Source organism: Shewanella sp. 6_MG-2023 (genome assembly GCF_030547195.1).
In the GTDB taxonomy this organism is placed as follows: Bacteria; Pseudomonadota; Gammaproteobacteria; order Enterobacterales; family Shewanellaceae; genus Shewanella.
In genome coordinates, this window is sequence record NZ_JAUOQU010000011.1 from 18,561 (window position 1) to 40,047 (window position 21,487).

Annotated in this window: 17 protein-coding genes and 1 pseudogene; 5 read left to right on the top strand and 13 right to left on the bottom strand. The window is 41.8% G+C overall.

Features of this window, described 5'->3' with window-relative positions:
• Positions 1-176: 176 nt before the first annotated feature.
• The 4 genes from Q4533_RS08330 to Q4533_RS08345 all read right to left on the bottom strand — a co-directional run bounded on the left by Q4533_RS08330 (position 177) and on the right by Q4533_RS08345 (position 5,599).
• Complete coding sequence (locus Q4533_RS08330; RefSeq protein WP_076541842.1) at positions 177-893, bottom strand: FadR/GntR family transcriptional regulator; 717 nt, start codon at positions 891-893, stop codon at positions 177-179.
• Positions 894-1,494: 601 nt separating this feature from the next.
• The gene (locus Q4533_RS08335) at positions 1,495-2,319 is read right to left on the bottom strand and encodes a hypothetical protein (RefSeq protein ID WP_102436346.1); all 825 of its coding nucleotides are present in this window, start codon (positions 2,317-2,319) and stop codon (positions 1,495-1,497) included.
• 50 nt (positions 2,320-2,369) lie between these two features.
• On the bottom strand, positions 2,370-3,989 hold the full coding sequence (locus Q4533_RS08340; RefSeq protein WP_303502584.1) for a chondroitinase-B domain-containing protein: 1,620 nt from the start codon (positions 3,987-3,989) through the stop codon (positions 2,370-2,372).
• Positions 3,990-4,039: 50 nt separating this feature from the next.
• Entirely contained in the window at positions 4,040-5,599 is a 1,560-nt protein-coding gene (locus Q4533_RS08345) for a polysaccharide lyase 6 family protein (protein WP_303413210.1), read from the bottom strand.
• A 283-nt stretch (positions 5,600-5,882) separates the two neighbouring features.
• Here Q4533_RS08345 and Q4533_RS08350 point away from each other — a divergent pair, with 283 nt between their 5' ends.
• The 3 genes from Q4533_RS08350 (at position 5,883) to Q4533_RS08360 (ending at position 9,566) form a co-directional block, all read left to right on the top strand.
• Positions 5,883-6,824 carry a polysaccharide lyase family 7 protein gene (locus Q4533_RS08350; protein WP_102475851.1) on the top strand — a complete coding sequence of 314 codons (942 nt, stop codon included), beginning with the start codon at positions 5,883-5,885 and terminating at the stop codon, positions 6,822-6,824.
• A gap of 346 nt (positions 6,825-7,170) precedes the next feature.
• Positions 7,171-8,421 carry an alginate lyase family protein gene (locus tag Q4533_RS08355; RefSeq protein ID WP_102475882.1) on the top strand — a complete coding sequence of 417 codons (1,251 nt, stop codon included), beginning with the start codon at positions 7,171-7,173 and terminating at the stop codon, positions 8,419-8,421.
• 74 nt (positions 8,422-8,495) lie between these two features.
• A complete protein-coding gene (locus tag Q4533_RS08360) occupies positions 8,496-9,566 on the top strand; it encodes a polysaccharide lyase family 7 protein (RefSeq protein ID WP_102436354.1) in 1,071 nt (356 codons plus the stop codon).
• A gap of 149 nt (positions 9,567-9,715) precedes the next feature.
• On the opposite strand, the gene Q4533_RS08365 is transcribed toward Q4533_RS08360, so the two are convergent.
• Both Q4533_RS08365 and Q4533_RS08370 read right to left on the bottom strand, forming a co-directional pair.
• Entirely contained in the window at positions 9,716-10,150 is a 435-nt protein-coding gene (locus Q4533_RS08365) for a hypothetical protein (protein WP_102436356.1), read from the bottom strand.
• Between the two features lie 299 nt (positions 10,151-10,449).
• The gene (locus tag Q4533_RS08370) at positions 10,450-12,228 is read right to left on the bottom strand and encodes a transporter (RefSeq protein WP_102436358.1); all 1,779 of its coding nucleotides are present in this window, start codon (positions 12,226-12,228) and stop codon (positions 10,450-10,452) included.
• Positions 12,229-12,773: 545 nt separating this feature from the next.
• On the opposite strand from Q4533_RS08370, the gene Q4533_RS08375 reads away from it, so the two are divergent.
• Positions 12,774-13,025 carry a hypothetical protein gene (locus Q4533_RS08375; RefSeq protein WP_102475883.1) on the top strand — a complete coding sequence of 84 codons (252 nt, stop codon included), beginning with the start codon at positions 12,774-12,776 and terminating at the stop codon, positions 13,023-13,025.
• 174 nt (positions 13,026-13,199) lie between these two features.
• Here Q4533_RS08375 and deoD read toward each other — a convergent pair whose 3' ends face one another.
• The 6 genes and pseudogenes from deoD to Q4533_RS08405 form a co-directional block, all read right to left on the bottom strand.
• Entirely contained in the window at positions 13,200-13,910 is a 711-nt protein-coding gene (gene deoD / locus Q4533_RS08380) for a purine-nucleoside phosphorylase (protein WP_102436360.1), read from the bottom strand.
• A 56-nt stretch (positions 13,911-13,966) separates the two neighbouring features.
• Positions 13,967-15,193 carry a NupC/NupG family nucleoside CNT transporter gene (locus Q4533_RS08385; protein ID WP_102436362.1) on the bottom strand — a complete coding sequence of 409 codons (1,227 nt, stop codon included), beginning with the start codon at positions 15,191-15,193 and terminating at the stop codon, positions 13,967-13,969.
• Positions 15,194-15,671: 478 nt separating this feature from the next.
• Positions 15,672-15,871 (bottom strand): annotated as a pseudogene (locus tag Q4533_RS08390) (hypothetical protein); the annotation flags it as partial.
• Positions 15,872-15,901: 30 nt separating this feature from the next.
• On the bottom strand, positions 15,902-17,131 hold the full coding sequence (gene arsJ / locus Q4533_RS08395) for an organoarsenical effux MFS transporter ArsJ (protein WP_303502585.1): 1,230 nt from the start codon (positions 17,129-17,131) through the stop codon (positions 15,902-15,904).
• A 17-nt stretch (positions 17,132-17,148) separates the two neighbouring features.
• On the bottom strand, positions 17,149-18,171 hold the full coding sequence (locus tag Q4533_RS08400) for an ArsJ-associated glyceraldehyde-3-phosphate dehydrogenase (RefSeq protein WP_102475855.1): 1,023 nt from the start codon (positions 18,169-18,171) through the stop codon (positions 17,149-17,151).
• A gap of 61 nt (positions 18,172-18,232) precedes the next feature.
• The gene (locus tag Q4533_RS08405) at positions 18,233-19,066 is read right to left on the bottom strand and encodes a metalloregulator ArsR/SmtB family transcription factor (RefSeq protein ID WP_303502586.1); all 834 of its coding nucleotides are present in this window, start codon (positions 19,064-19,066) and stop codon (positions 18,233-18,235) included.
• Between the two features lie 266 nt (positions 19,067-19,332).
• Here Q4533_RS08405 and Q4533_RS19685 point away from each other — a divergent pair, with 266 nt between their 5' ends.
• Positions 19,333-19,731, top strand: a complete 399-nt coding sequence (locus tag Q4533_RS19685; protein WP_368389874.1) for a methyltransferase — start codon at positions 19,333-19,335, stop codon at positions 19,729-19,731.
• A 317-nt stretch (positions 19,732-20,048) separates the two neighbouring features.
• Here the strand turns inward: Q4533_RS19685 and Q4533_RS08415 are convergent, their stop codons facing one another.
• Positions 20,049-21,260, bottom strand: a complete 1,212-nt coding sequence (locus Q4533_RS08415) for an MFS transporter (RefSeq protein WP_303502587.1) — start codon at positions 21,258-21,260, stop codon at positions 20,049-20,051.
• Between the last annotated feature and the right edge of the window lie 227 nt (positions 21,261-21,487).

Consider the following 21,487-nt stretch of genomic DNA (forward strand, 5'->3'; position numbering starts at 1 on the left):
TACCAAGGTCAAAAACCTTGGCATTTGTATGATTTAATATTAACGCATTTTGAGGAATAAAACGTTAACCAGACAGCAATCTTCTGCGAAAAACTGCTACTTTTTAACTTATAGAACAGCTCACAAAAAAAGGCCAACCTGTCAGTAACAAGTTGGCCTTTTTTAGCGATTAAAGCTTACTGCTGAATCGCTTCTAATTCTTGGTCACTTTGATTTAGCAACTCTTCACTGGCTTGACGAGCCTTTTCTGCATTACCCGCCATAATCGCTTCGTAAATTAAACGATGCTCTTCAATACAGGTAGTGCCACGCTTTGAGGCATGGTGGAAGAAACTCTTAAACATGGTGGTCAACACATTGGCAAACGGTAAAAAGAAGCTGTTACCAGTCGAAATAAAGATTAACCGATGAAACTCTAAATCGGCATCGACCCAACCTTCATGGTCAAACCCTTTAGAAATTCGATCCATTTCTTGAAATAGTGCGGATAACTGCATCCGCTGCTCAACCGTGGCATTGCGGGCGGCGCAAGCACAGGCTTCAGGCTCTATCGCTTTACGCAGCGATAAAAACTCTTGATAGAGATGCTCGGTTTTTTCCATGTCAATGAGCCAGTCAAGTAATTGAGAATCAAGATAATTCCAATACTCTTGCATTCGCACTCGGGTACCGACTTTGGGCTTAGACTCCAACAAACCTTTAGAGGTCAATAGCTTAATCGCTTCTCGCAATGCGGTACGGCTGACACCAAACTGAGTACAAAGGTCCATTTCCCCAGGGATAATCTCACCCTGTGGCAAATCACCAGAAATAATACTACGAGCCATTTCACATGCCACTTGCACATGTAAGCTGCGTTTTTCGCCACCAATTGGTGTAAATTTTGTGCTCATGTAGTAATACCCACCTATGATTTACACATTAATTAATACAAAAGACATAATAACTTGTATCACAAAGATACAAAGCAAAGGAGCCTTGCTGATAAGCAGAGGTTTAACAATGGCAATTGATAACCACAACATTTTAGCTAAGTTAGGCCTTGACGCAAATATTAAAGTCAGCAGTATAAAATATTTTTACATTATATATTAGATGATTAGCAAGTAATAACAGTGAAATCTATTATACTTGTCAGCTAATAAAGTTTGTTAAACTATGTCTTTTACAATGAACTATAACGCCGACTGATACTCTTTTAACTAGTATTTGGCATCGTTTAACATTCACCAGTTTTAGACCAGTAATAATATTAATGTAATTATAATAACCTTAATTGAAGATTAATACTTAATCCTTGTTCATAGTTAATACTGACAAGCTCACAAAAATCAAAAATAATCTTTATTTCAGTGTTAAGGGTAAAAAAAATGCTGCCTGTCACCAAGGACAAAGCAGCATTTCAAGTCAGACTTCTTGTTAATTAATCACTAAAAACCAAGGAATTAGATAAAATCCCAATAGTTATTTATTCATTAAATTAACAGCTAAACATTAGAAGCTGTATTTATAACCAAGCTCGATAGCGTTATCACGCTTACCGTACCAATCGTAACCACTGTTTTCTACCATATGGCTGTCTTTAAGCATCTCAGTTTTCAGCTTAAATTTACCGTATACTGTGTGCTTTTTCGCATGTGGGAAACGGTAGTTCGCGGTAAACTCGTGCTCAAATAAACTGCGATCACCATTACTGTATACATGCTGCTCTACACCACTGTCGTTCTTGTATGATGAGATTTTGCTATAGTGGATCAAGTTATAAACAAAGCGGAAGTTATCCCAACGGTACGTCAGCCACATGTCGTAACGCATTTCTTTGTTTTTGTCATCGCGGTAGTAGCTATCGGCCGGATCATCTTTTAGTGAGATACGGTCAAGGTGCTGACTATAACGTGCACGCACTTTTACCTGCCAATCGCTATTAATTTTATAACCATAGTAACCACCAAATCGGATACTGTTGGCAGTTTCTTTGGTTTGATAATCTAATACTGGGCCCGCCTGGTGCTCGTTATTATCGCCCCAACGCGTTTGATAATCTGTTTTGAATGTCAACTCGTACTGCTCAGGGGCAAAACCCACTTCTTTTTCAGACTTGCTGCGATCATATTGCCACGCTTGTTCAACACCAAACTTAAAGCCGTTGCGCATACGATGGCCAAACTCGACTTTAGGGCGGTCGGTACGACCATCAAGCAGTTTATGTTCCCATTTAATGGCAATGGTACTTTTACCAGGGCGTAGATTATCATCATCTTCTGCTGCAGCGTTAAAGCTTAAGGCACCTAAAACAGCAATTGCTAAATACTTTTTCATTCTGATATTCCTAATTATTTTTTTAATCAAATCCAGTTAATAACGCGAGCTTATTCAGCTGACTCTGGGCCAACCTCTGCTTCAGTAAGGATCACTAAGCCTGTTGCGCCTTTACCAGCAACATTACCTTCTGGAGTTGCAAGGAATAATTTTGAATCTTCAGCAGATTCTGTTAATTCAGCAGTGCCATTACCTAAGTTTTCACGCTCTCCTGTCACTTCTTCGTAGTTACCATTGCTTGATAACGTGGTTACCGCAAACATGTTGCCAGACCAAGTAGAACCTTCACCAAGTAAGCAGTCATCACGTACACCCTTGTCACTAGAATCAACACCGTCAACACCGTTTGCCACTAGGTTGTCGGTAAGATTAACCACTGAGTCATCGGTACATGCACCAGATTTACCAAAGATGAAACCTTGTTTGGCACTCACAATCGTGTTGTTAGCAACTGTTGATGGGGCTTTGAGCGTTACGCCAGAATCGATTTCTTCATCTAGTACTGAAATAGCGCCCACTTCATTACCGGTTTTAGAACGGCTATTGTTGTAGACATAGTTATTAGTCACTGTGTGGCCTTTAGAGATAATACGAATACCCGCTTCGTACTTACCATCATCTTCACCTGAGCCATCGTTGATCATAATATTGCTAGCTACAGTGTTGTTTTCACCACCTTCTAATGACACAAAGCCATTGCTGCTAATAAAAGTGTTATTTTCAATAGTGTTACTACTTAAACGCACATAGATCATCCGGCGTGATGCATTTACGTCAGTAAATAGATTGTCGCTGATGAGTGTATTGGTCACATAGTCTGTTTTAGATGAGCTTGAAGTGCCTAAACGAATCGCAAACACGTCATTGGTGCCGCTAAAAGGGTTATCAAGGGCTAAGTTGCTGAAATGGTTGTGACTAATAACCACATCTTTATGTGATGAACTCGTACCTTGAACAGTAATGAAAGAGCCTTCTTCTGTCGGTTTGTTAGTAAAGGCGTTATAGATGATTTGAGTGCCTTCACCGCGCACCATAATCCAATCTAATGGATCATCCTGGCCATTTGATGCAAGGTTTTCACCATCAATGGTCAGTTGTGATAACACCACGCCAGCAGGCTTACTCTCAACGGTTTCATAAGCCTCACCCATTGATGATGAAGTACCTACGTTGATTAGGGTGGTGGTTGAACTGTCTTTACAGATTGGAGTAACGTCTTTAAAAGTAATGTTACGTAACTGAATGTTATCAGCAGAGATAACCACACAACCTTCGCCACCTGTAATTTGTGCCGCCGCGCCATATTCAGAGCCTTCTAGGCCATCATAAGTCGGTTCACCACCTAATAATACTAATGGGGTTTCACTGTCTAAGACTAAATTGCTTAAACCGCTAAAGCTGGCAGTATTATCTAATAAGATAACGATTTGACCATCTTCATTAACGTCAGTCGCGCCGTCAATAGCCGCTTTAAGAGTGCTCAAATCAGCATCACTAAATACCAAATCAGGGACTAAATCGCCTACCGGTTCAATTGGGTCGGTTGGATCTGTTGGATCTGTAGGGTCTGTTGGATCTTCAGTTATCGGCTTATCATAAAAATCACAGGCAGATAGCGTTGTTACAGCGAAAACAGCACTAATAAATAACGATAATTTATTAAGTTTCATACAACTTCCTTTTTTCTAAGTTTATTATTTTAATCGAATTCTTTTTTGCATTACTTTTGGATTGTGTAACTGGCACCAACATCTGCCATGGTCAGTACTTTTAAGCCCTTCGCGCCCACATCTAAATCTGCCGCTTCAAGCAAACCATTCGGTGCAACAATAAGCTTTGGCTCAGCAGTGCTAATACCTTCTGCTGGTAAATCTACCGCTTGGATAGGACCAAAATAGACTTCGTTGTTATAGGTAGGGTTAACCAGCTTAGCTACTTCATCATTACCTTTTAGGGCTAAAGACTTTTTCACTGCGGCGTAAGATAAGTTGTTATTAAAGGTCATATCGACACCAGCAAATACCGTCGATACTTTTTGATTGTCATAGAGGCTTACGCGGTGTTTTTTGTCTGAATATAAGACGTTTTGACGCGAGTTAATAACAGTGTTGTTTTCGATTAACACCTTGTTTGGCGTCGCTTGTTTGTTTAAGCCTTTACCTTTGACGTCTTGGCTTAATCGCTCACCTTGTTGCACATCGGTAATGCCGGTATTAATGGCGATGCCACCACGGACATTGCCGGTACCCATGACTCGCTCAATATAGTTGTTACGAATGGTATGGCCTTCATCATATAAACGAATACCACCTGAGTAACGTTTGCCATTACCAAGGATGACATTGTCTTCAACCACATTATTGATACCGTGACGCAATGACACCATTGAAGCGCTGTTAATAATGGTGTTACCACGTAGCACGTTGCCAGCTGACTTAAATGACACTAACTCTGTTTCACCATCACACTCGTAAAATAGGTTACCTTCAATGGTGGTTTTTGATGGATAGATTGAGCTTTTTGAATCGCCGACACGAATGGCTTCCCAGCTATTTGAGTTGTAACGGATCGCATCGCTAATATCGAACTCTTCATACTGGTTATGCTTTTGGTCATAAAACAAATTACCTTTAATGACATGGTTATCTGCAGTTTCGTCACCTTTAGCTTTCTGAATACCTATCAAGGTGCCGCGTTTATGCTTACCTTCGAAGGTGTTGTTCAATAATTGATTGTTTTTGCCGTAAAGCGATAACCATAAATACTTTGGATATTCATCACGCTTAGAATCTGGCTGATAAGCGTATTTATCATTGAAGAAGTAAAACATCGAGTTTTGTAGAGTGTTGTTATTACCGCGGAAAGTGATGCCGCCCATACGCTCAGCAGGGCCACCTTCGGTAAAGACCACACCATCGAGGGTAATATTGTTACCCACAAGGTTTAGCTGCACTAAGCCGGTAAACCAAGTTTGCCCTGGTACTTTTGCTTTAATAACAACGTTACTCGCGGTGATATCGAGACGACCTAAATCAGCATATTTGCCCGGTTCAAGAATTAACTCTTCCCCATCAGCAAGTGAAGCCAGCTTGCTTTTTAACGCTGCGCTATCAATGGCCTTGATTGAGCCTGAAGTAATCACTGCTTTTTCGTGAGCAACAATATTGTCTATTGCGACCTTATTAGTCTGTGTACCCTCATCAACTTTTGAATAGTTTTCGGTGGCACATCCGCCCAGTAAACTTAACGTAACTAAACCTGCAATTAAGCTAATCTTCATTAAACCGTCCCCTTATTTGTATTATGTTATTGTTTTATTTTTGTCGTATCATATCTGTGATATTGCGCAAACTTTTTTAAACTTTTTTATTATCAAAAGTGCAACAATCAAAATTAAACAATATAAACCATAAAAAACAGCAACTTAAAAAACTTGACCATTTAAGTCAAAAAACGTTAATCTTGTTTTTTGACGCGGGTCACATTTATGGTTCGGATAATAGCAATCAAAAAGCACTGGATCTATTGTATTATTTATTAATTAGAGGGGATTTGGATAAAAAATGACTAAAAAGACATCAGTGCCGCTTTTAACCAGTGTTATTTTTATGCTAATTGCTTGCGGAGGTGGCAGTTCAGAAACGGTTCCGCCTGAAGAAACGGTTCCGCCCGAAGAATGTGAAAGTTGCAGCTGGAACATAGATCAATGGAAACTCACCCTACCTGTGAGTAAAGATGATTACTACGGCACGGGTGGCGACTCTGCCGCAGAGCTAATTCCAGCTGATTGTAGCGGTAAAACTCGACTATCAAACGACACCAACGAACCCTACTTCTGGGTTGATGACAGTGATGAGCGCATGTATTTTCAGGTCAACTTAGGTGATAGTGGCGCGACTACCATCAATTCATCTTATGTACGTTCAGAATTAAGAGAGCTATATCACTATCAAACCCAAGACCCTTGCAGTAGCAGCAATCAAAACTGGGCTATAAATCAACAACATCAACTATCAAGCAGCCTGCGCATAGAGCAATACCCACAGATAAATGGCCAAGATCCTAAAGTGATTGTCGGCCAAATCCACGCTTATCAAATAAAACAAGCACTGGTTAAACTGCAATGGGATGGACCAAACAAACCAATCCGCGCCATTTTGAACGATAGCTTTGCCCCTAATAACGACAGCTGTGATAGCTGCCAGTCGTTCAGTGTTGAACTAGGCACAGTGGATGCCGGTACTCAGTGGCACTATGACATTGTGGCCAACCAGCAAGGATTAACAATCACCACTGAGATCAATAATACCACCACAGCAAGAACCCTAGCTTGGGGCGAGCCTGTACTGGCAAAAGACGGTAAGTATTACAGCTTAACAGAAGCTTGGTTAGAGGAGACTTACTACTTCAAAGCTGGAATTTATCCGCAAATCCAACCTGACGAAGACTACCAAAATCAGATTTTTGAAGTGTCATTTGACAAGATCACAATCCAGCACCAGTAGCGTTAAACGTAAATGGCAGCCGTAATATAAGGCTGCCATTAACTTATAAGCGTTAATTCCATTCAACCCAAACGCCGCATTAATGTATGACAAATTTACAATAAGGGTTAGCAGCACTATTTACTATAAACCTTATATAAGCAGTGGCTGACGCCATATAAGATTACACTCAAACCATTAATTAAAAAACCAAATAAACCTAAGCTAGTAGCAAATGGCGCAATAGTTTGCCATTAACACAATACAATAAGATCTGGATCACAGCATCGAAACCGCTAGACAACTACCCTATTTGTATTATTTAATCTTTATAACAAATTCTATGAAGGATGATATTGTGACCCAAATGACCCTACGCCCAATTGCACTACTTATAAGTGCATTAGCACTCAGTCACCAAGTACAAGCCGCCGATTTTGTGTTCTTAAATGAAGATGTTTTGCAGCAAAATCGCACCATCCTTCAAAGCAAAGATGCTAGCGCCTCAATGAAGCAAGCTTATGAACGCTTGCTTGAAGAAGCCGACATCGCCATGAAACAAGCGCCTTTTAGTGTGGCTGAAAAAGGCATGACTCCACCAAGTGGCGACAAACATGATTACATGAGTATCAGCCCTTATTGGTGGCCAGATGAAACCAAAGCTGATGGTTTGCCGTGGATCCGCCACGATGGCAAAACCAACCCAGCCTCAAAAACCACAGAAACTGACTCTAGACGCATTGGTAACTTTACCCGCTCAACCCGCGCGGTCGCCTTAGCGTATTACTTTAGCCAAGATGAAGCCTATGCCAAAAAAGGCATCGAATTTGTGCGTACATGGTTCTTGAATGAAGCCACTAAAATGAACCCTAACGTCAATTACGGTCAAGGGGTTCCCGGCAGAGCAGAAGGACGTCGAGGCGGTATTATTGATACCCGCACCCTTGCCGACAGAATGCTAGATGCCATTGCTATTTTGTCGCAATCAAAGCATTGGACTGAACAAGATGAGCAGCAAATTAAGCAGTGGTACAGCGAGTACTTAGATTGGCTAATTGTTGATGATCTGTCTGGCGGCCCTAAAGGTGAGGCGGCAGCGGCTAATAACCATGGCACTTGGTATGACTTCCAAGTGGCCAGCATCGCTTACTTTATTGGTAATGATCACCTGACTAAACAGATGGTGCAAAAAGGAAAAATGCGGGTTGATACCCAGTTTGAAGCTGACGGCTCACAACCCCATGAGATTGAGCGTACTCGTGCCTACCATTATCACTATTTCAGTATTGTGCCATTAGTGGGCATTGCTGAACTCGGTGAAAAAGTCGGGGTTGATTTGTGGAACTATGAAAACGACAAAGGCGGCTCGATGGCTCAAGGTATCCAGTTAATGGCCAACTACCATGATCCCGCAGTGAAATGGCCTTACTCACAAAAAGATGACCGTCGCCGCGTTGAGCGCATGACTAGCATCTACTTAAAAGCCGGTGAGTCACTGAATAAACCTGAGTGGATAAAGCTTGCCAAAGACACCGACTTTAGCCAGTTCAGCGTTAAAAAGAACTTAGCCGAAGTGTGGGAGCAGCGTGACATTGAGCTGCTTTATCACAAGCAATAATCATTAATAAAATCCTAACACCCAGTCGCAAACGCTACTGGGTGTGTTATTTATAGTGTCAAACAGGAGGCAAGATGCCACACCGTTTAATAAAAACTACCATTGCTACAGCGATGACAATAGGGCTTTGTTCAAGCGCCTATGCCGCCACAGACTTAGCCACTCAGCAGCAAGCCTACAAAGCCAAACTCAGCCAAGCATTAAGCCCGACGCTGGCACCTGCGCAAAATTTTGATTTATCGCAAATGAAAATCAATCTGCCTATTCCTGATCATCGCCCTGCGCGCCAAGGTCAAGTAATGGAAATTGAAGTGGATGAACTTAACGATAGCGTGCGCCCGTACACTAACCACTTTTGGTTTTACAGCCACCCTGAAACTGGCGCCATGGTAATGGCATCACCTAACACAGCACCCACTACTAAAAACAGCGCCAATGCCCGCTCTGAACTGCGGATCATGCTCAATGGTGAAGGGACCAAGGTCAACCCCAAGCACCCAAGCAATAACTTTGTCATTGATACTCACCCTAACAAGCAAGCTTATGGCGCTATCGGCGGCCAGTTAAGTGCCACCGTTGCGGTTGATTGGGTTAGTGTTAGTGGCGATGACAGTAAATTCCCATCCCACTCGGTGGTGGTTGGCCAAATTCATGGATCAAGTAAAGTTGAACCACTTAAAATTTACTACCGCAAAATGCCAAACCATGAATATGGTTCACTGTTTTGGAACTATGAAGTTTACCCAGCAGATATAGACCAACGCTACGATATCCCTATTCCAATTTGGGGCAGCGATACGTTAACCAAGCAAAGTGACGACCCTGTTGATGGCATCAAGCTAGGGGAGCTATTTAGCTATGACGTCAATGTTGTTGGCAGCTTGATGACGCTAACCTTTGTCAAAAATCCCGGTACTGATGCCGCCCAAACCAAGGTATTTAAAACCGATTTAAGTCAGCCTTACCCAGGTCACCCCATTGATCAAGGTTATGGCAGCGACAACATGTACTTTAAAGCCGGTGCTTATAACCAATGTAATCAAGGTACTGCGCACCCAGTTTGGGGCACGGGATGCACTAACAACGGCGTCGCCGCAGGAGATTACACCCAAGTGAGTTTTTATAAGCTGAACTTGAAACAGTAGTGTTGTGGGTCATTTAAGTCAGTAACTAAGCCAGCTACAAGCTGGCTTTTTTTGGCTAAAAATAACACTCATTAGCTAGCATTTATCGTTAATTTCGAGCTTGAGATCTTGATTTTTTAAACTGCAAACGAAGTTTGATAACTAAAAACCTATCGCCATAACCTTATTGTGCCCAGCAGGTAATAAGCACCGAAAATACAACAAATGACAGAACTGACAACCCAAAATGTTAGCGAGTTTTGGTGCACCAGGGGATCGGATGTGAAAAACGGTACAATTAACCCTGCAATACCGCGCACTAAATACACTGCGGAGATTAAGACTAAGCAGGTTTTTAATAGAGGAAGCTTGAAGATAACCCCAGCGCCAGATAGGGCGTAAAAGCCCCAGCCCGCTAGAATAGCAGCGATGATAAGCGTGACTATCGTTGGGTATGAGTCACCAGCTGCAGCCATCTGCGCCATCCCCTCTCCAGCACCGAAAAAACGGTACCAATCCGGCCCGCCGAAAATACAGCCGATGTGTAATAACGCAGCGAAAAAGCTTAAGTACGCAGCAACAATAAGTAAATTATTTCTTTGCATCTAAATCCCTTTAGAACATAACGTTTATAGCCAGCCAATGACTGTACATTCAGCAAAGCTATTGATTAATAAGTACTCTAGCAAATCAAAATCGAAATCGAAATAACGAGTAGGCTTAATGGCCAACACTCACTTCTAATTACAACGTTAATCTTTTTAAATCAGCAAACCAAGTTTGAAATACTCAATTTCCCATTGGCAAATAGCCAAAAAAAAACCACCTAGATAACTAGGTGGTTTTCATGGTCAACATTTTGTAGGGAACTGAGTTAACGGTTCAATCTAACCATATTTAAAGCTTAGCTATTGCTTGCTTCTGCCTCAAGGGCTGCATCTTCAATCTTGTCGTCTACCGCTTTAATCAACACTAGACCCACGGTAAGTACAATGCCGCCACACAAGATAAAGATAAAGCGTCCGGTCATTTCGTTAGGAATGAAGAACATCGACATGATCCCAATACCTGCCACCGAAATCAGTGAACCGAGCATTTTACGTTGCTTGTTATCTAATTTCTGCTGCTCTTCACCTTCTGAAATCAACGGTGTATCAAGGTTCTCGAAGAATTTATCTACATCTTTTTGACGCTCTGCAGTTAATGGCTTGTAGAACAATGTTGATGCCACGAAGAAGCCAGCAGTAAACACTAAGTGACCCACTAAACCAATGGCAACCACAAGCTCTGACCACTCACGAGAGGTTAACTGATTGTCTAAGTTAAACGCAGTTTCTATCATTTCTGGGGTAATAATAAAGCCCACAAAGAATGAAACAAAACCACCGACAACTAAGGTACCCCAACCAGCCCAGTCCGGCGTTTTCTTAATAAAGAAGCCACAGAAAGCAGGGATAGTCATCGGGAAACCAATCAAGGCGCCCACGTACATCATGGTATCGAATAAGCTTAACCCTTTGAGCGAGTTGATAAACAATGCCACCAAGATAATCGCAACACCAAAGAAAGTAGAGGTTAGCTTAGAAACCACCACTAGCTCTTTCTCGTTCGCTGTTGGGCGAACAATCGGCTCATAGAAGTTTTTAACAAAAATACCTGAGTTCTTATTCAGACCAGAATCCATAGAAGACATGGTTGCTGCAAACATGGCCGCAATCAATAACCCAACCATACCTGCAGGCATGTAAGTTTCTACAAAGTAAAGGTAAGCAAAATCAGAGGCTTTGCCAGCTGCATCTGGGTAAGCCAGTGCCAAGTTAACCCCTTCACCAGCTATAAACCAGCTTGGCATGAACCAAATTAATGGGCCCATGGTCATTAAAATACACGCTAACAATGCTGCTTTACGGGCATTTTTAGAGTCTTTTGCAGCAAGGTAACGGTATGAGTTCAGCATGTTATTGGTAATACTGAACTGCTTTAAGAAGATAAACACACCCCACATAGCAAAGATGCTCAAGTAGTTCATGTCGTTACCAACAATGAATGACTCAGTTGGGAAGTTTTCAATGATGTTATTTACACCACCACCTTGAATAATTGCCACTACCGCACAAGTAACGGTTACGGCCATAATCACCAGCATTTGCAAGAAGTCTGAGGCGATAACCGCCCAAGAACCACCAGTCACTGACATCACTAATACCACAAGACCCGTTAGGATAATGGTGGTGGTCATGTCAAAGCCAAAGATGCCAGAGGCAATAATAGCCAAACCATTTAACCAAATACCCGCGGTAATAACGCTGTTTGGCATGCCAGTCCAAGTAAACACTTGCTCGTTAACTTTACCGAAGCGCATTCTAATGGCTTCAATTACGGTAACAACGCGAAGTTGGCGGAATTTAGGAGCGAAGTAGAGGTAGTTCATCAGGTAGCCAAAGGCATTGGCTAAGAACAATATTGCGACGGCAAAACCGTCGGTGTACGCTTTACCTGCAGCACCGGTAAAGGTCCAAGCACTAAACTGCGTCATAAACGCCGATGCACCAACCATCCACCACAGCATGTTTCCGCCGCCACGGAAGTAATCACTTGTATTGTTAGTGAACGTTCTAAACATCCAACCAATACCAATCAGGAATAAGAAATATATTCCGACAACAATCGTGTTAAGTTCCATTGTTCAACCTTAATCTAATACGCTTGAGTTGACTATAATCTAAAAGCCCCATTTAATTGTACTACAATATAGCAAATGTGTGATCAAACACATAATAGTTATTCGGCTATTTTATTTGCAGTCGCATTTTATGATTTAGATTCATTTTCAACAAAAACCAAAAATAAAATAAAACGATAAAAAACAGGAGTATATCAAGTTTAAGTGAGTGAGTTCACACATTTTATCTTAAAGAAAAAACACAAATAATTATTACATTATGACAGTTAAGAGTAGTTACTCTTTCACCACAACCACCCAATTGTAGTATTTATTAACCATTTAGAGAGAGATTTCACTCACGAAGATTAAACAAAGTCACTTTCAAACCACCTCAAAAAGCTGTTATGTGTGTAAAATACACTTAATTAATATTCAAAAAGTTTGACAGCACTGCACTCATAGTAAGTGACAGCAACAAGCATTAAAATAGCACCTAAGTGCGTTGCCCACTTTCTCAATTAGCAGCTTAAAAGATGTCGCTAACCTTACTGAATGAGACTTTAATGGCAAAACCCAACCCTAAAGGCCCTAGTCGCACTGTCGATATCTTCTGTGGCAAATGTAAAACCCAACTTTTTAAGTACCGCAAAGGGGGCAAAGGCGCATTAGTAAAATGCTTTAAAGAGCGCATTGTAAATGATTACACTACCAGCCCATGTATATGTCCGCAATGTGAAAGCACTTTTGCCAGAGACACCTTGGTTCGTGGTACCCCTGCCTTTAAGATGATTGGCGGCAAGGTAACCATGAAATAAAGTCTATTAAGTCGCTGCGTTATTCAAGTCATCGCTTAACAAGCTAATCGACCCGCTGCTGATAAAGCCCATAAAAAATGCCGCCCATTACCATAAGGTATTGGGTGGCATAACGGTTTCATACTAACAAGCAGTCTCACCTAGCGTTTACATCCAGGTAAGCACTTATCATCATTAGTCTAAATGGCTTACCGCTTCTAATGTCAGCTTGATCATGTCATTCAAGGTCTGTTGACGCTCTTCAGCGCTCAAGTGTAAACCTTGTCTTAAATGATCGGTCACTGTCATCATTGCTAATGCATTAGCGCCGTATTCCGCAGCGACGCCGTAAAGCCCAGCCGCTTCCATTTCAACGCCTAAGATGCCGTACTTTTCCATTAGGTCGTAACGTTCTTCATCTGCACTATAAAATAAGTCAGAAGAATATAGGTTACCGACATGGTAACTTGCACCTTGTTTTTCAGCTGCATCAGCCGCTAAACGCAACATGTTAAAGTCAGCAATCATAGCAAAATCGGTATTAGCAAAGCGCGAACGGTTAACCGCTGAGTCTGTGCTTGCACCCATTGCCATAACCACATCCATCAATTTAATTTTATCGCTCACAGCGCCACAAGAACCGATACGGATAATGTTCTCAACGCCGTATTCGGTGATCAACTCTTTAGCATAGATAGAGATTGACGGAATGCCCATACCAGAACCCATAACTGAAATCGGCTTACCTTGAAACTCACCGGTATAACCCAGCATGTTACGAACATCAGTCACTAGCTTAGGGTTATCAAGGAAGTTTTCAGCAATATATTTAGCACGTAGAGGGTCGCCAGGCATTAAAACTGTCTTAGCAAAAGCACCTTCTGGGGCATTAATATGTGGGGTCATGTGTTACTCCAATAAAAAGCCTGCTACTGATAAGCAGGCGTAAAAAATTAAGGTTATTAGCCGGCTAAGCTAAATAATAAACCGGCAATAGTACCGCTCATTAAGTTTGCTAGTGCAGCGGCAATTAAGGCTTTCATGCCAATTTCACCTAGGTCATGACGACGCTCTGGGCACAATGCCGCTAAACCGCCAATCACCATGGCGAGTGAGCCAATGTTAGCGAAGCCACAAAGGGCAAAACTGATAATAATTTGGGTTTTTGGCGACAGCTCTGAAGCCACTTTTAAGAAGTCGAGATAGGCAACAAACTCATTAATCACCATTTTTTGGCCGATAAATGAAGCCGCTTGGGTCGCTTCAGACCAAGGCACACCCATTAACCATGCAAGTGGCGCTAATAAGTAACCTAAGATGGCTTGTAGCGTTAGATCTGCAATACCAAACCAACTACCTACGCCACCGATAAGACCGTTAACCATTGCAATCAGTCCCACAAATGCAATCAGTAGCGCAGCAACCATCATCACCTGCTGTATGCCCATCGCTGCGCCATTGGCGGCAGCATCAAGTACATTGCTCGGTTTGTCTTCTTGCTCATCCATGACCTTACCAATGTCATTGCGAGGCGTTTCAGTTTCTGGCCACATAATTTTGGCAAACAACAGTCCTGCTGGTGCAGTCATAAAGGCAGCGGTCAGCACGTACTTAATATCAACACCCATTTGGATATAACCAATCATGGTGCCACCAGCAACAGAGGCTAAACCGCCAGTCATCACTGCAAATAGCTCTGAGCGGGTCATGTGTTTTACAAAAGGACGCACCATTGAAGGGGCTTCAATCGGTCCCACAAAAATATTGGCGGTTGCCGATAAGGACTCAGCGCGGCTAGTGCCAAGTATTTTTGATAATGCGCCGCCAATAATGCCAATAAACAGCTGCATGATGCCAAGGTAATACAGCACGGCGATGAGCGAGCTAATAAATACCACAATAAATAACACGTTAATTAAGAAGATGAATCCAACACTGAATTTGGCTAAGTCACCAAACACGAAGCTTAAGCCTTCATTGCCGTAGCTAATTACGTGCATCACGCCATTAGAAGCGCTATCCAATATGGTTTGACCCATTGGCACGTACATTACAAATGCACCAAAGGCGACTTGGAATGCTAACGCACCGATAACCGTTCTTAGGTTAATAGCCTTTCTTCGTTCTGACAGTAAAACAGCTAAACCAATCAAGGCACACATGCCTAGTAAACTGATGAAAACATCCATACATTTTTAACTCACTAAACTCTACGATACGAGCAGTTTAGCGAGCAATGGCACGGACTCAAGCAATAGATACCAGTCGGGATGATTATTTTTATTAGACGATTAAAAGCCTGATAACGCCTTATAAATAACAACACAAAGCCTAAATGGCGCTTTCATAAGGAGCAGGCAGGCAGGTAGCAATCAAATTACAACTTAAAAACATCACCAACATCAACCTCACAAGGGTGACCAACTGAATCAATAGAGGCGTGATTTCAAACAGAATAAAATGTCACTTTATCCGATCAAATTATTACAACTAAGTAATTTTACAACACTAAAAAACGTTAAAAATTAGCCCCAAAATGCTTCACTTTCGAAGTACTCAAACAAGAACAATGATTCAAATAAGATAGATGAAGATGAAAAAGCCCGTTAAACGGGCTTTTTATTTAGAATGACCATTAAATAGCACTGCGGTAACTGTAACGATAAATCAGTTCGTATTCAGTTTGGTCACTGGTAACTTGGTCGATAGCCCTGCTGCGATGGCAACAAAAGCCGCCGAGATCCACAAGCAGGCTTCTAGACCATAAAACTGAAACACTGCCCAGATAATACCGTACCGATTAATCGCCCCATGGCGTTAGCCATATAGTAAAAGCCCACATCAAGGGACACTTCATCACTGTCGGCAATAATTGTGACTATTAATTAGTGCGTAAATTAGTGCGTGCTCAGTTTGGTCACAGGTAACTTGGTCGATAGCCCTGCTGCAATAGCAACAAAAGCCGCCGAGATCCACAAGCAGGCTTCTAGGCCATAAAACTGAAACACTAGCCCAGATAATACCGTACCGATTAATCGCCCCATGGCATTAGCCATATAGTAAAAGCCCACATCAAGGGACACTTCATCACTGTCGGCATAGCTCACGATTAAATAGCTATGCAGTGATGAGTTCACCGCAAACACAGCGCCAAATATCAGTAAGCCAATGATAATGCTGCTTTGCACATAAAAGTCCATCTGTAACGCCAGTGCGATAGCCGCAGGAATGACGCATAAATAGCTGGCCCACAATACCGCTGCACGGCCGCTAGGCACTTGGCCATGCTTTTTACCAGTAATGTAAGGTGCGAAGGATTGCACAATGCCGTAACCAATAACCCAACTTGCCATAAAGCCGCCCACCCACCAGTGATCCCAATTAAAGGTCACCGCCAAAAACACTGGCAAGGCCACCACAAACCACACATCACGAGCGCCGAATAAAAACATTCGCGCTGCAGACAATATGTTGATTGAACGACTTTTTGAAAACACCTCTTTAAACTTAGGCTTACTCTTGGCTTTACCTAGATCCTGCTTAAGCGTAACTAAGCTAAATAGCCATACCAGCGCCAACAGTGACGCCATTAAGATAATCGCCCCTCTGAACTCAAGTAATGTCAGTAATAAGCCGCCTAAGAAGAAACCCACCCCTTTTAAGGCATTTTTAGAACCGGTAAGAATAGCGACCCACTGATATAATTTGCCCTCAGCCCCTGCTGGCACCAAGAGCTTAATGGCGCTTTTAGCACTCATTTTATTTAAATCTTTAGCAATACCTGACAATGCCTGTGCCAACATGACATAGCCAATACTAAGCATGTTAGCTGGAACCGCTAACATGGCTAAGGCGATAATTTGCAGCCCTAAACCAATATTCATGGTTTTATTCAGCCCCAAACGCGCCCCAAGCCAACCGCCCACTAAGTTAGTGACCACCCCAAAGATTTCATAAAACAAAAACAGCATGGCAATATTGAGCGGGCTATAACCTAAGTGGTGAAAATACAGCACCACCAGCATCCGCAGTGCACCATCGGTTAAGGTAAACGCCCAATAATTACCGGTTATCACCAAGTACTGCTTAATCTGTGGTGATAAATTGCTTAATGATAAAAGCCCCATTAACTCATAACCTATATCTAGTTTTTGTCAGCCAAACCAACCATGCGTACCAATTCCGCAGTGCGATTTGCATAGCCCCACTCATTGTCGTACCACACATACAGTTTTACTTGAGTGTCATTGACCACCATAGTGGATAAGGCATCAATAATGCTTGAGCGCGGGTCGGTTTTATAATCGATTGAAACCAGCGGACGCTCCTCATAACCTAAAATATCTTTAAGCTCGTTTTCTGCAGCCTGTTTTAGTACTTGGTTAATCTCAGCAATATCGGTTTTACGCTCAACTTCAAATACGCAATCGGTTAAAGAGGCATTGGTTAATGGCACTCGAATCGCGTGACCATTAAGCTTGCCTTTTAGCTCAGGGAAAATATGGGTAATTGCCGTTGCTGAACCTGTGGTGGTAGGAATTAAGCTAGTGCCACACGCTCGGGCGCGACGTAAATCTTGATGCGGTGCATCAATAATGGTTTGGGTGTTAGTAATGTCATGAATAGTGGTCATCGAGCCATGCTTAATACCAATTTTTTCATGAATAACTTTTACCACAGGGGCTAAACAGTTAGTGGTACAAGAGGCTGCGGTCACAATAGGGTGAAGCGCTTTATCATATAAGCCTTCGTTAACACCCATCACGATATTCAGCACGCCATCTTCTTTAACCGGCGCAGTAACAACGACCCGTTTTACGCCTTGATCTAAATAAGCTTGCAGCAATGCTTTGGTTTTAATTTTACCCGACGCCTCAACCACTACATCACACTGTGACCAGTCAGTATCTTGGGTTGCCACATTTTGAGTACATGGGATGGTTTTGCCATTAATGACCATGGCTTGAGTGCCATTCACTTCAGTATGGCTTGCTTCATGATGCCAACGGCCATGAACAGAATCAAAGGTCATTAAGTGCGCTAGTGTTGCGGCATCGCCCGCGGGATCATTGATATGCACGATTTCAATGTCATCCCAATCAAATGCGGCGCGCATTGTTAAACGTCCCATACGGCCAAAGCCATTAATTCCGATTTTAATCGTCATGTGAAAATCCTCTGCTATTACTAATCAATTACTTTTAAGGTTATTTTGAAATAGGTGAACATTACTTACAAAAACTGGCCTTATTCGGACGACATTGCATCAATGCCAATCTTTGTAAGTCTTCTGAAATCAATGGAATATTATTTTCAGTAGTTTGGGCAATAACACACTTAGCCCACATGGGTAAGTCTGGATTAATGCGGTAGAACACCCATTGGCCATGTTTTCTGTCGGTGATAATGTTGGATTTTTTGAGTACCGCTAAGTTGCGAGAAACCTTAGGTTGGCTTTCTTCTGCCAATGCTTCTATTAACTCACATACGCATAACTCACCATGATAATGCGTCAGCATTAAGGTTTTTAAGCGGATATCATCAGTAAGACTCTTATAAAAAGCTGTTGGTTCAAGGCTAATAGCTAGCTCAGGGCTGCTAGTTGACTCTACGGAAGCTGTTCCTGTAGTTGGTCCAGTAGTAGATTGGATTAACTCATCTTCAACGAGAATGAACATCGATAGACGATTATTGATTTCAGTGAGTGTCGCAGAAAAAGCGTTGCTGTCTACACGCATTTTAGGATCGGAAAAATCCCACGCAAACTGCTTACCAGCTCCAGGGTAACTCCGGCATTCATTATTCGCTCGGTCACATAAGGTGATAACGTAATCAAAACTTTGCTTAAAGTCAGTTATATGATTAGACACTAAGTTTTGAGTATCAATACCGAAACGACTTAGCGCGTCAATTGCACGATCATCCACTTTTTCAGGATGTGTACCTGCACTAAAAACATCAAACCTATCACCCGCGCGATGCTTTAATAAAGCTTCAGCCATTTGGGATCTTGCTGAGTTACCCGTACACAGGAATAACACGGTCTTTTTTTCGATAGTCATATATATAATAACTCAAACTGAACATTTGAAATATTATATATATGAAATACCATATGCAAAGAATTTTAGTTATCTATATTTGATTCAATATTTTTAAGCATTGCCGACATTATTTGTTGATTACTGAGAGAAGACTTTTGGCACAAGGTAATACTGACAAAGTTGTTGCGCTATTACCAAATTGCTATACCCTGATTCTTCGTTTGTTTTGTCATTTATATTTCTAGATACTTGGCTTAGCTTCGCTACCTCACTAGGATGTAAAAATGACACCCTCTTTACGCGTTCGTTACCAAACGATTGATGTTGGTCAACATGATATTCATTTATGTACTCTGCGTGATAAACAACAGTATAGCGATCCTGAAAACATTGCAGAAAACCTAGGAATATCTTCAGCCTCTTGGCCTATTTTGGGGGTGGTTTGGCCTTCAAGTATCGTCATGGCTAACCATATGTTGAATTTTGATATTCTAGGTAAGCGTATTCTTGAAGTAGGTTGCGGCATGGCTTTATCAAGTCATGTTCTCAATAAGCGCCAAGCTGATATTACCGCAACAGATTACCATCCTGAAGTTGAGCCTTTCTTAGTAAGAAATACTGAACTTAATCATGGGCAAGCCATTCCATTTGAACGAGCTGACTGGGCTGATGATAAGAGTTAGTTAGGCAAGTTTGATATAATTATTGGTAGCGACTTATTATACGAAGATGAACATATCGCTTTATTAGCAAGCTTCATCCAAAATCATGCTAATGAAAAATGCGAAGTCATTCTTGTGGATCCTGGTAGAGGACGTAAGAATAAACTGACTACCAAAATGACTGAATATGGTTTTACTAATAACCATATTAAACCAGCTAACACTGATTATTTGCAAGAACACTTCAAGGGTTTCATTCTGCGCTTTGAACGTTAGATTTTTTAATTTAATCAAATAAAAAAGGCTTCCGAGGAAGCCTTATTAGATCGTTCTAAAGCTCACTTTTTTATTTTCCAGCCTGTGTCAGTCAAAAACACTGTAAACATAACAAATATGATTGGCGCAAAACATGTCAATGATAACGCAGCTTTAATACCATATTGAGAAGCTAACCAGCCTGTCAGGGCAGCACCTGAAGCACCGCCAAAACCAACCATTGAAAGGATAAACCCAGTCCCCATTGAGACTGCTCTGGGAGACATGCCGGTCTTATAAAGCGAGCTGAAAGCGAGAGGGACAAAGTTATATGCGGCATACCCTGCAATAAAAGAGATCAAGGACAATACCAGGATATTGTCGAACAACATCAAACCGTAATAAGCAAACGGCAATACGACGCCAGACGCTATGATAAAGGGTTTATCATAGCCACACTTTTGTGCCAAAACAGGGGCAACTAAGCAAGCAATGGCAGATCCTATAGGCAGAAAACCAAGAACCATGCCTGCTTCTGTTATTGAAAAAGAAAGCGTTTCAACTGCATAGGTAACCCAGAATGTATATATCGCTATCCAAGTTAGCGACGTGGCAGGCCACGCCAAGGCTAACAGCCATGTGTTTTTATAAGCTAATGCTTCTTTCAGAGGCTGGAGTACAGCCACTTTTTCATAACCGACTGAATTTAACACTTGATGTCGCTCTTCAGCCACGAGAGCCCAAACTAACGCAAGTAAAAGAGTAAATAGTCCCATAACGATCATGACTTCGCGCCAGCCAGCCATCATCGCCAAAAACATTGGAAATATCGCGGTACCCAATAGCTGTCCTGCTGGAGCAGTAAACATCTCGATACCGTTTACTACACCCATTTTCTGTTTTGGGATCCATTGGATCTTAAACACAACCAACACTGAAATAATGCCAGCAGCGATACCCATAACAAACAATCGGCCCACAAACAGCATCAATGTGTTGGTTGCAAAACCTTGTAAAAGCATACCCACGCCAAGAAGCACAAGCATGTTAAGCAACACCGTCTTTGGCTTTCCTTTGCTAATTAAGCAGATAATTGGAATGGTTAACAGCCCCCGACCAACCCAAGCGATGCAACTCAGGTATCCAGCGGTTTCCAGATCGAAGCCAATATCTGATCTCATATCAGGCAAGATCACCCCAAAGGCAAAGTTGGTTAAATTGGCCACCATAAATGCCAACCATACTATCCATAAAATTGACCAGCCTCGAACAGGTATTTTATCCTCTGTGATCATTGGTGCTATTCCTGTAACGAAGATTAAAATGGATCAATTAATACCAACATGATGATGCACTGACTGTGATTGTATTTGGTGCTAGTGCTAGTACCACACATGCCGCTTAAAATAGTTTCATACTGAAAATTTAGTACTCTGGAACCAAGTGTTATTTACTCTTCACAGCATTAAGAGTTATAAAATTGGAATATATAGTAAAAGCCCTTATTGAATAGAGATAACGC

Coding starts and splice junctions, on each gene's coding strand:
- Q4533_RS08335 (WP_102436346.1), bottom strand. CDS start 2,319: ATGAAAAAGTATTTAGCAATTGCTGTTTTAGGTGCCTTAAGCTTTAAC.
- Q4533_RS08385 (WP_102436362.1), bottom strand. CDS start 15,193: ATGGATGTTTTCATCAGTTTACTAGGCATGTGTGCCTTGATTGGTTTA.
- deoD (WP_102436360.1), bottom strand. CDS start 13,910: ATGACCCCACATATTAATGCCCCAGAAGGTGCTTTTGCTAAGACAGTT.
- Q4533_RS08360 (WP_102436354.1), top strand. CDS start 8,496: ATGCCACACCGTTTAATAAAAACTACCATTGCTACAGCGATGACAATA.
- Q4533_RS08345 (WP_303413210.1), bottom strand. CDS start 5,599: ATGAAGATTAGCTTAATTGCAGGTTTAGTTACGTTAAGTTTACTGGGC.
- Q4533_RS08400 (WP_102475855.1), bottom strand. CDS start 18,171: ATGACGATTAAAATCGGAATTAATGGCTTTGGCCGTATGGGACGTTTA.
- arsJ (WP_303502585.1), bottom strand. CDS start 17,131: ATGGGGCTTTTATCATTAAGCAATTTATCACCACAGATTAAGCAGTAC.
- Q4533_RS08340 (WP_303502584.1), bottom strand. CDS start 3,989: ATGAAACTTAATAAATTATCGTTATTTATTAGTGCTGTTTTCGCTGTA.
- Q4533_RS08405 (WP_303502586.1), bottom strand. CDS start 19,066: ATGACTATCGAAAAAAAGACCGTGTTATTCCTGTGTACGGGTAACTCA.
- Q4533_RS08330 (WP_076541842.1), bottom strand. CDS start 893: ATGAGCACAAAATTTACACCAATTGGTGGCGAAAAACGCAGCTTACAT.
- Q4533_RS08350 (WP_102475851.1), top strand. CDS start 5,883: ATGACTAAAAAGACATCAGTGCCGCTTTTAACCAGTGTTATTTTTATG.
- Q4533_RS19685 (WP_368389874.1), top strand. CDS start 19,333: ATGACACCCTCTTTACGCGTTCGTTACCAAACGATTGATGTTGGTCAA.
- Q4533_RS08355 (WP_102475882.1), top strand. CDS start 7,171: ATGACCCTACGCCCAATTGCACTACTTATAAGTGCATTAGCACTCAGT.
- Q4533_RS08365 (WP_102436356.1), bottom strand. CDS start 10,150: ATGCAAAGAAATAATTTACTTATTGTTGCTGCGTACTTAAGCTTTTTC.
- Q4533_RS08370 (WP_102436358.1), bottom strand. CDS start 12,228: ATGGAACTTAACACGATTGTTGTCGGAATATATTTCTTATTCCTGATT.
- Q4533_RS08375 (WP_102475883.1), top strand. CDS start 12,774: ATGGCAAAACCCAACCCTAAAGGCCCTAGTCGCACTGTCGATATCTTC.
- Q4533_RS08415 (WP_303502587.1), bottom strand. CDS start 21,260: ATGATCACAGAGGATAAAATACCTGTTCGAGGCTGGTCAATTTTATGG.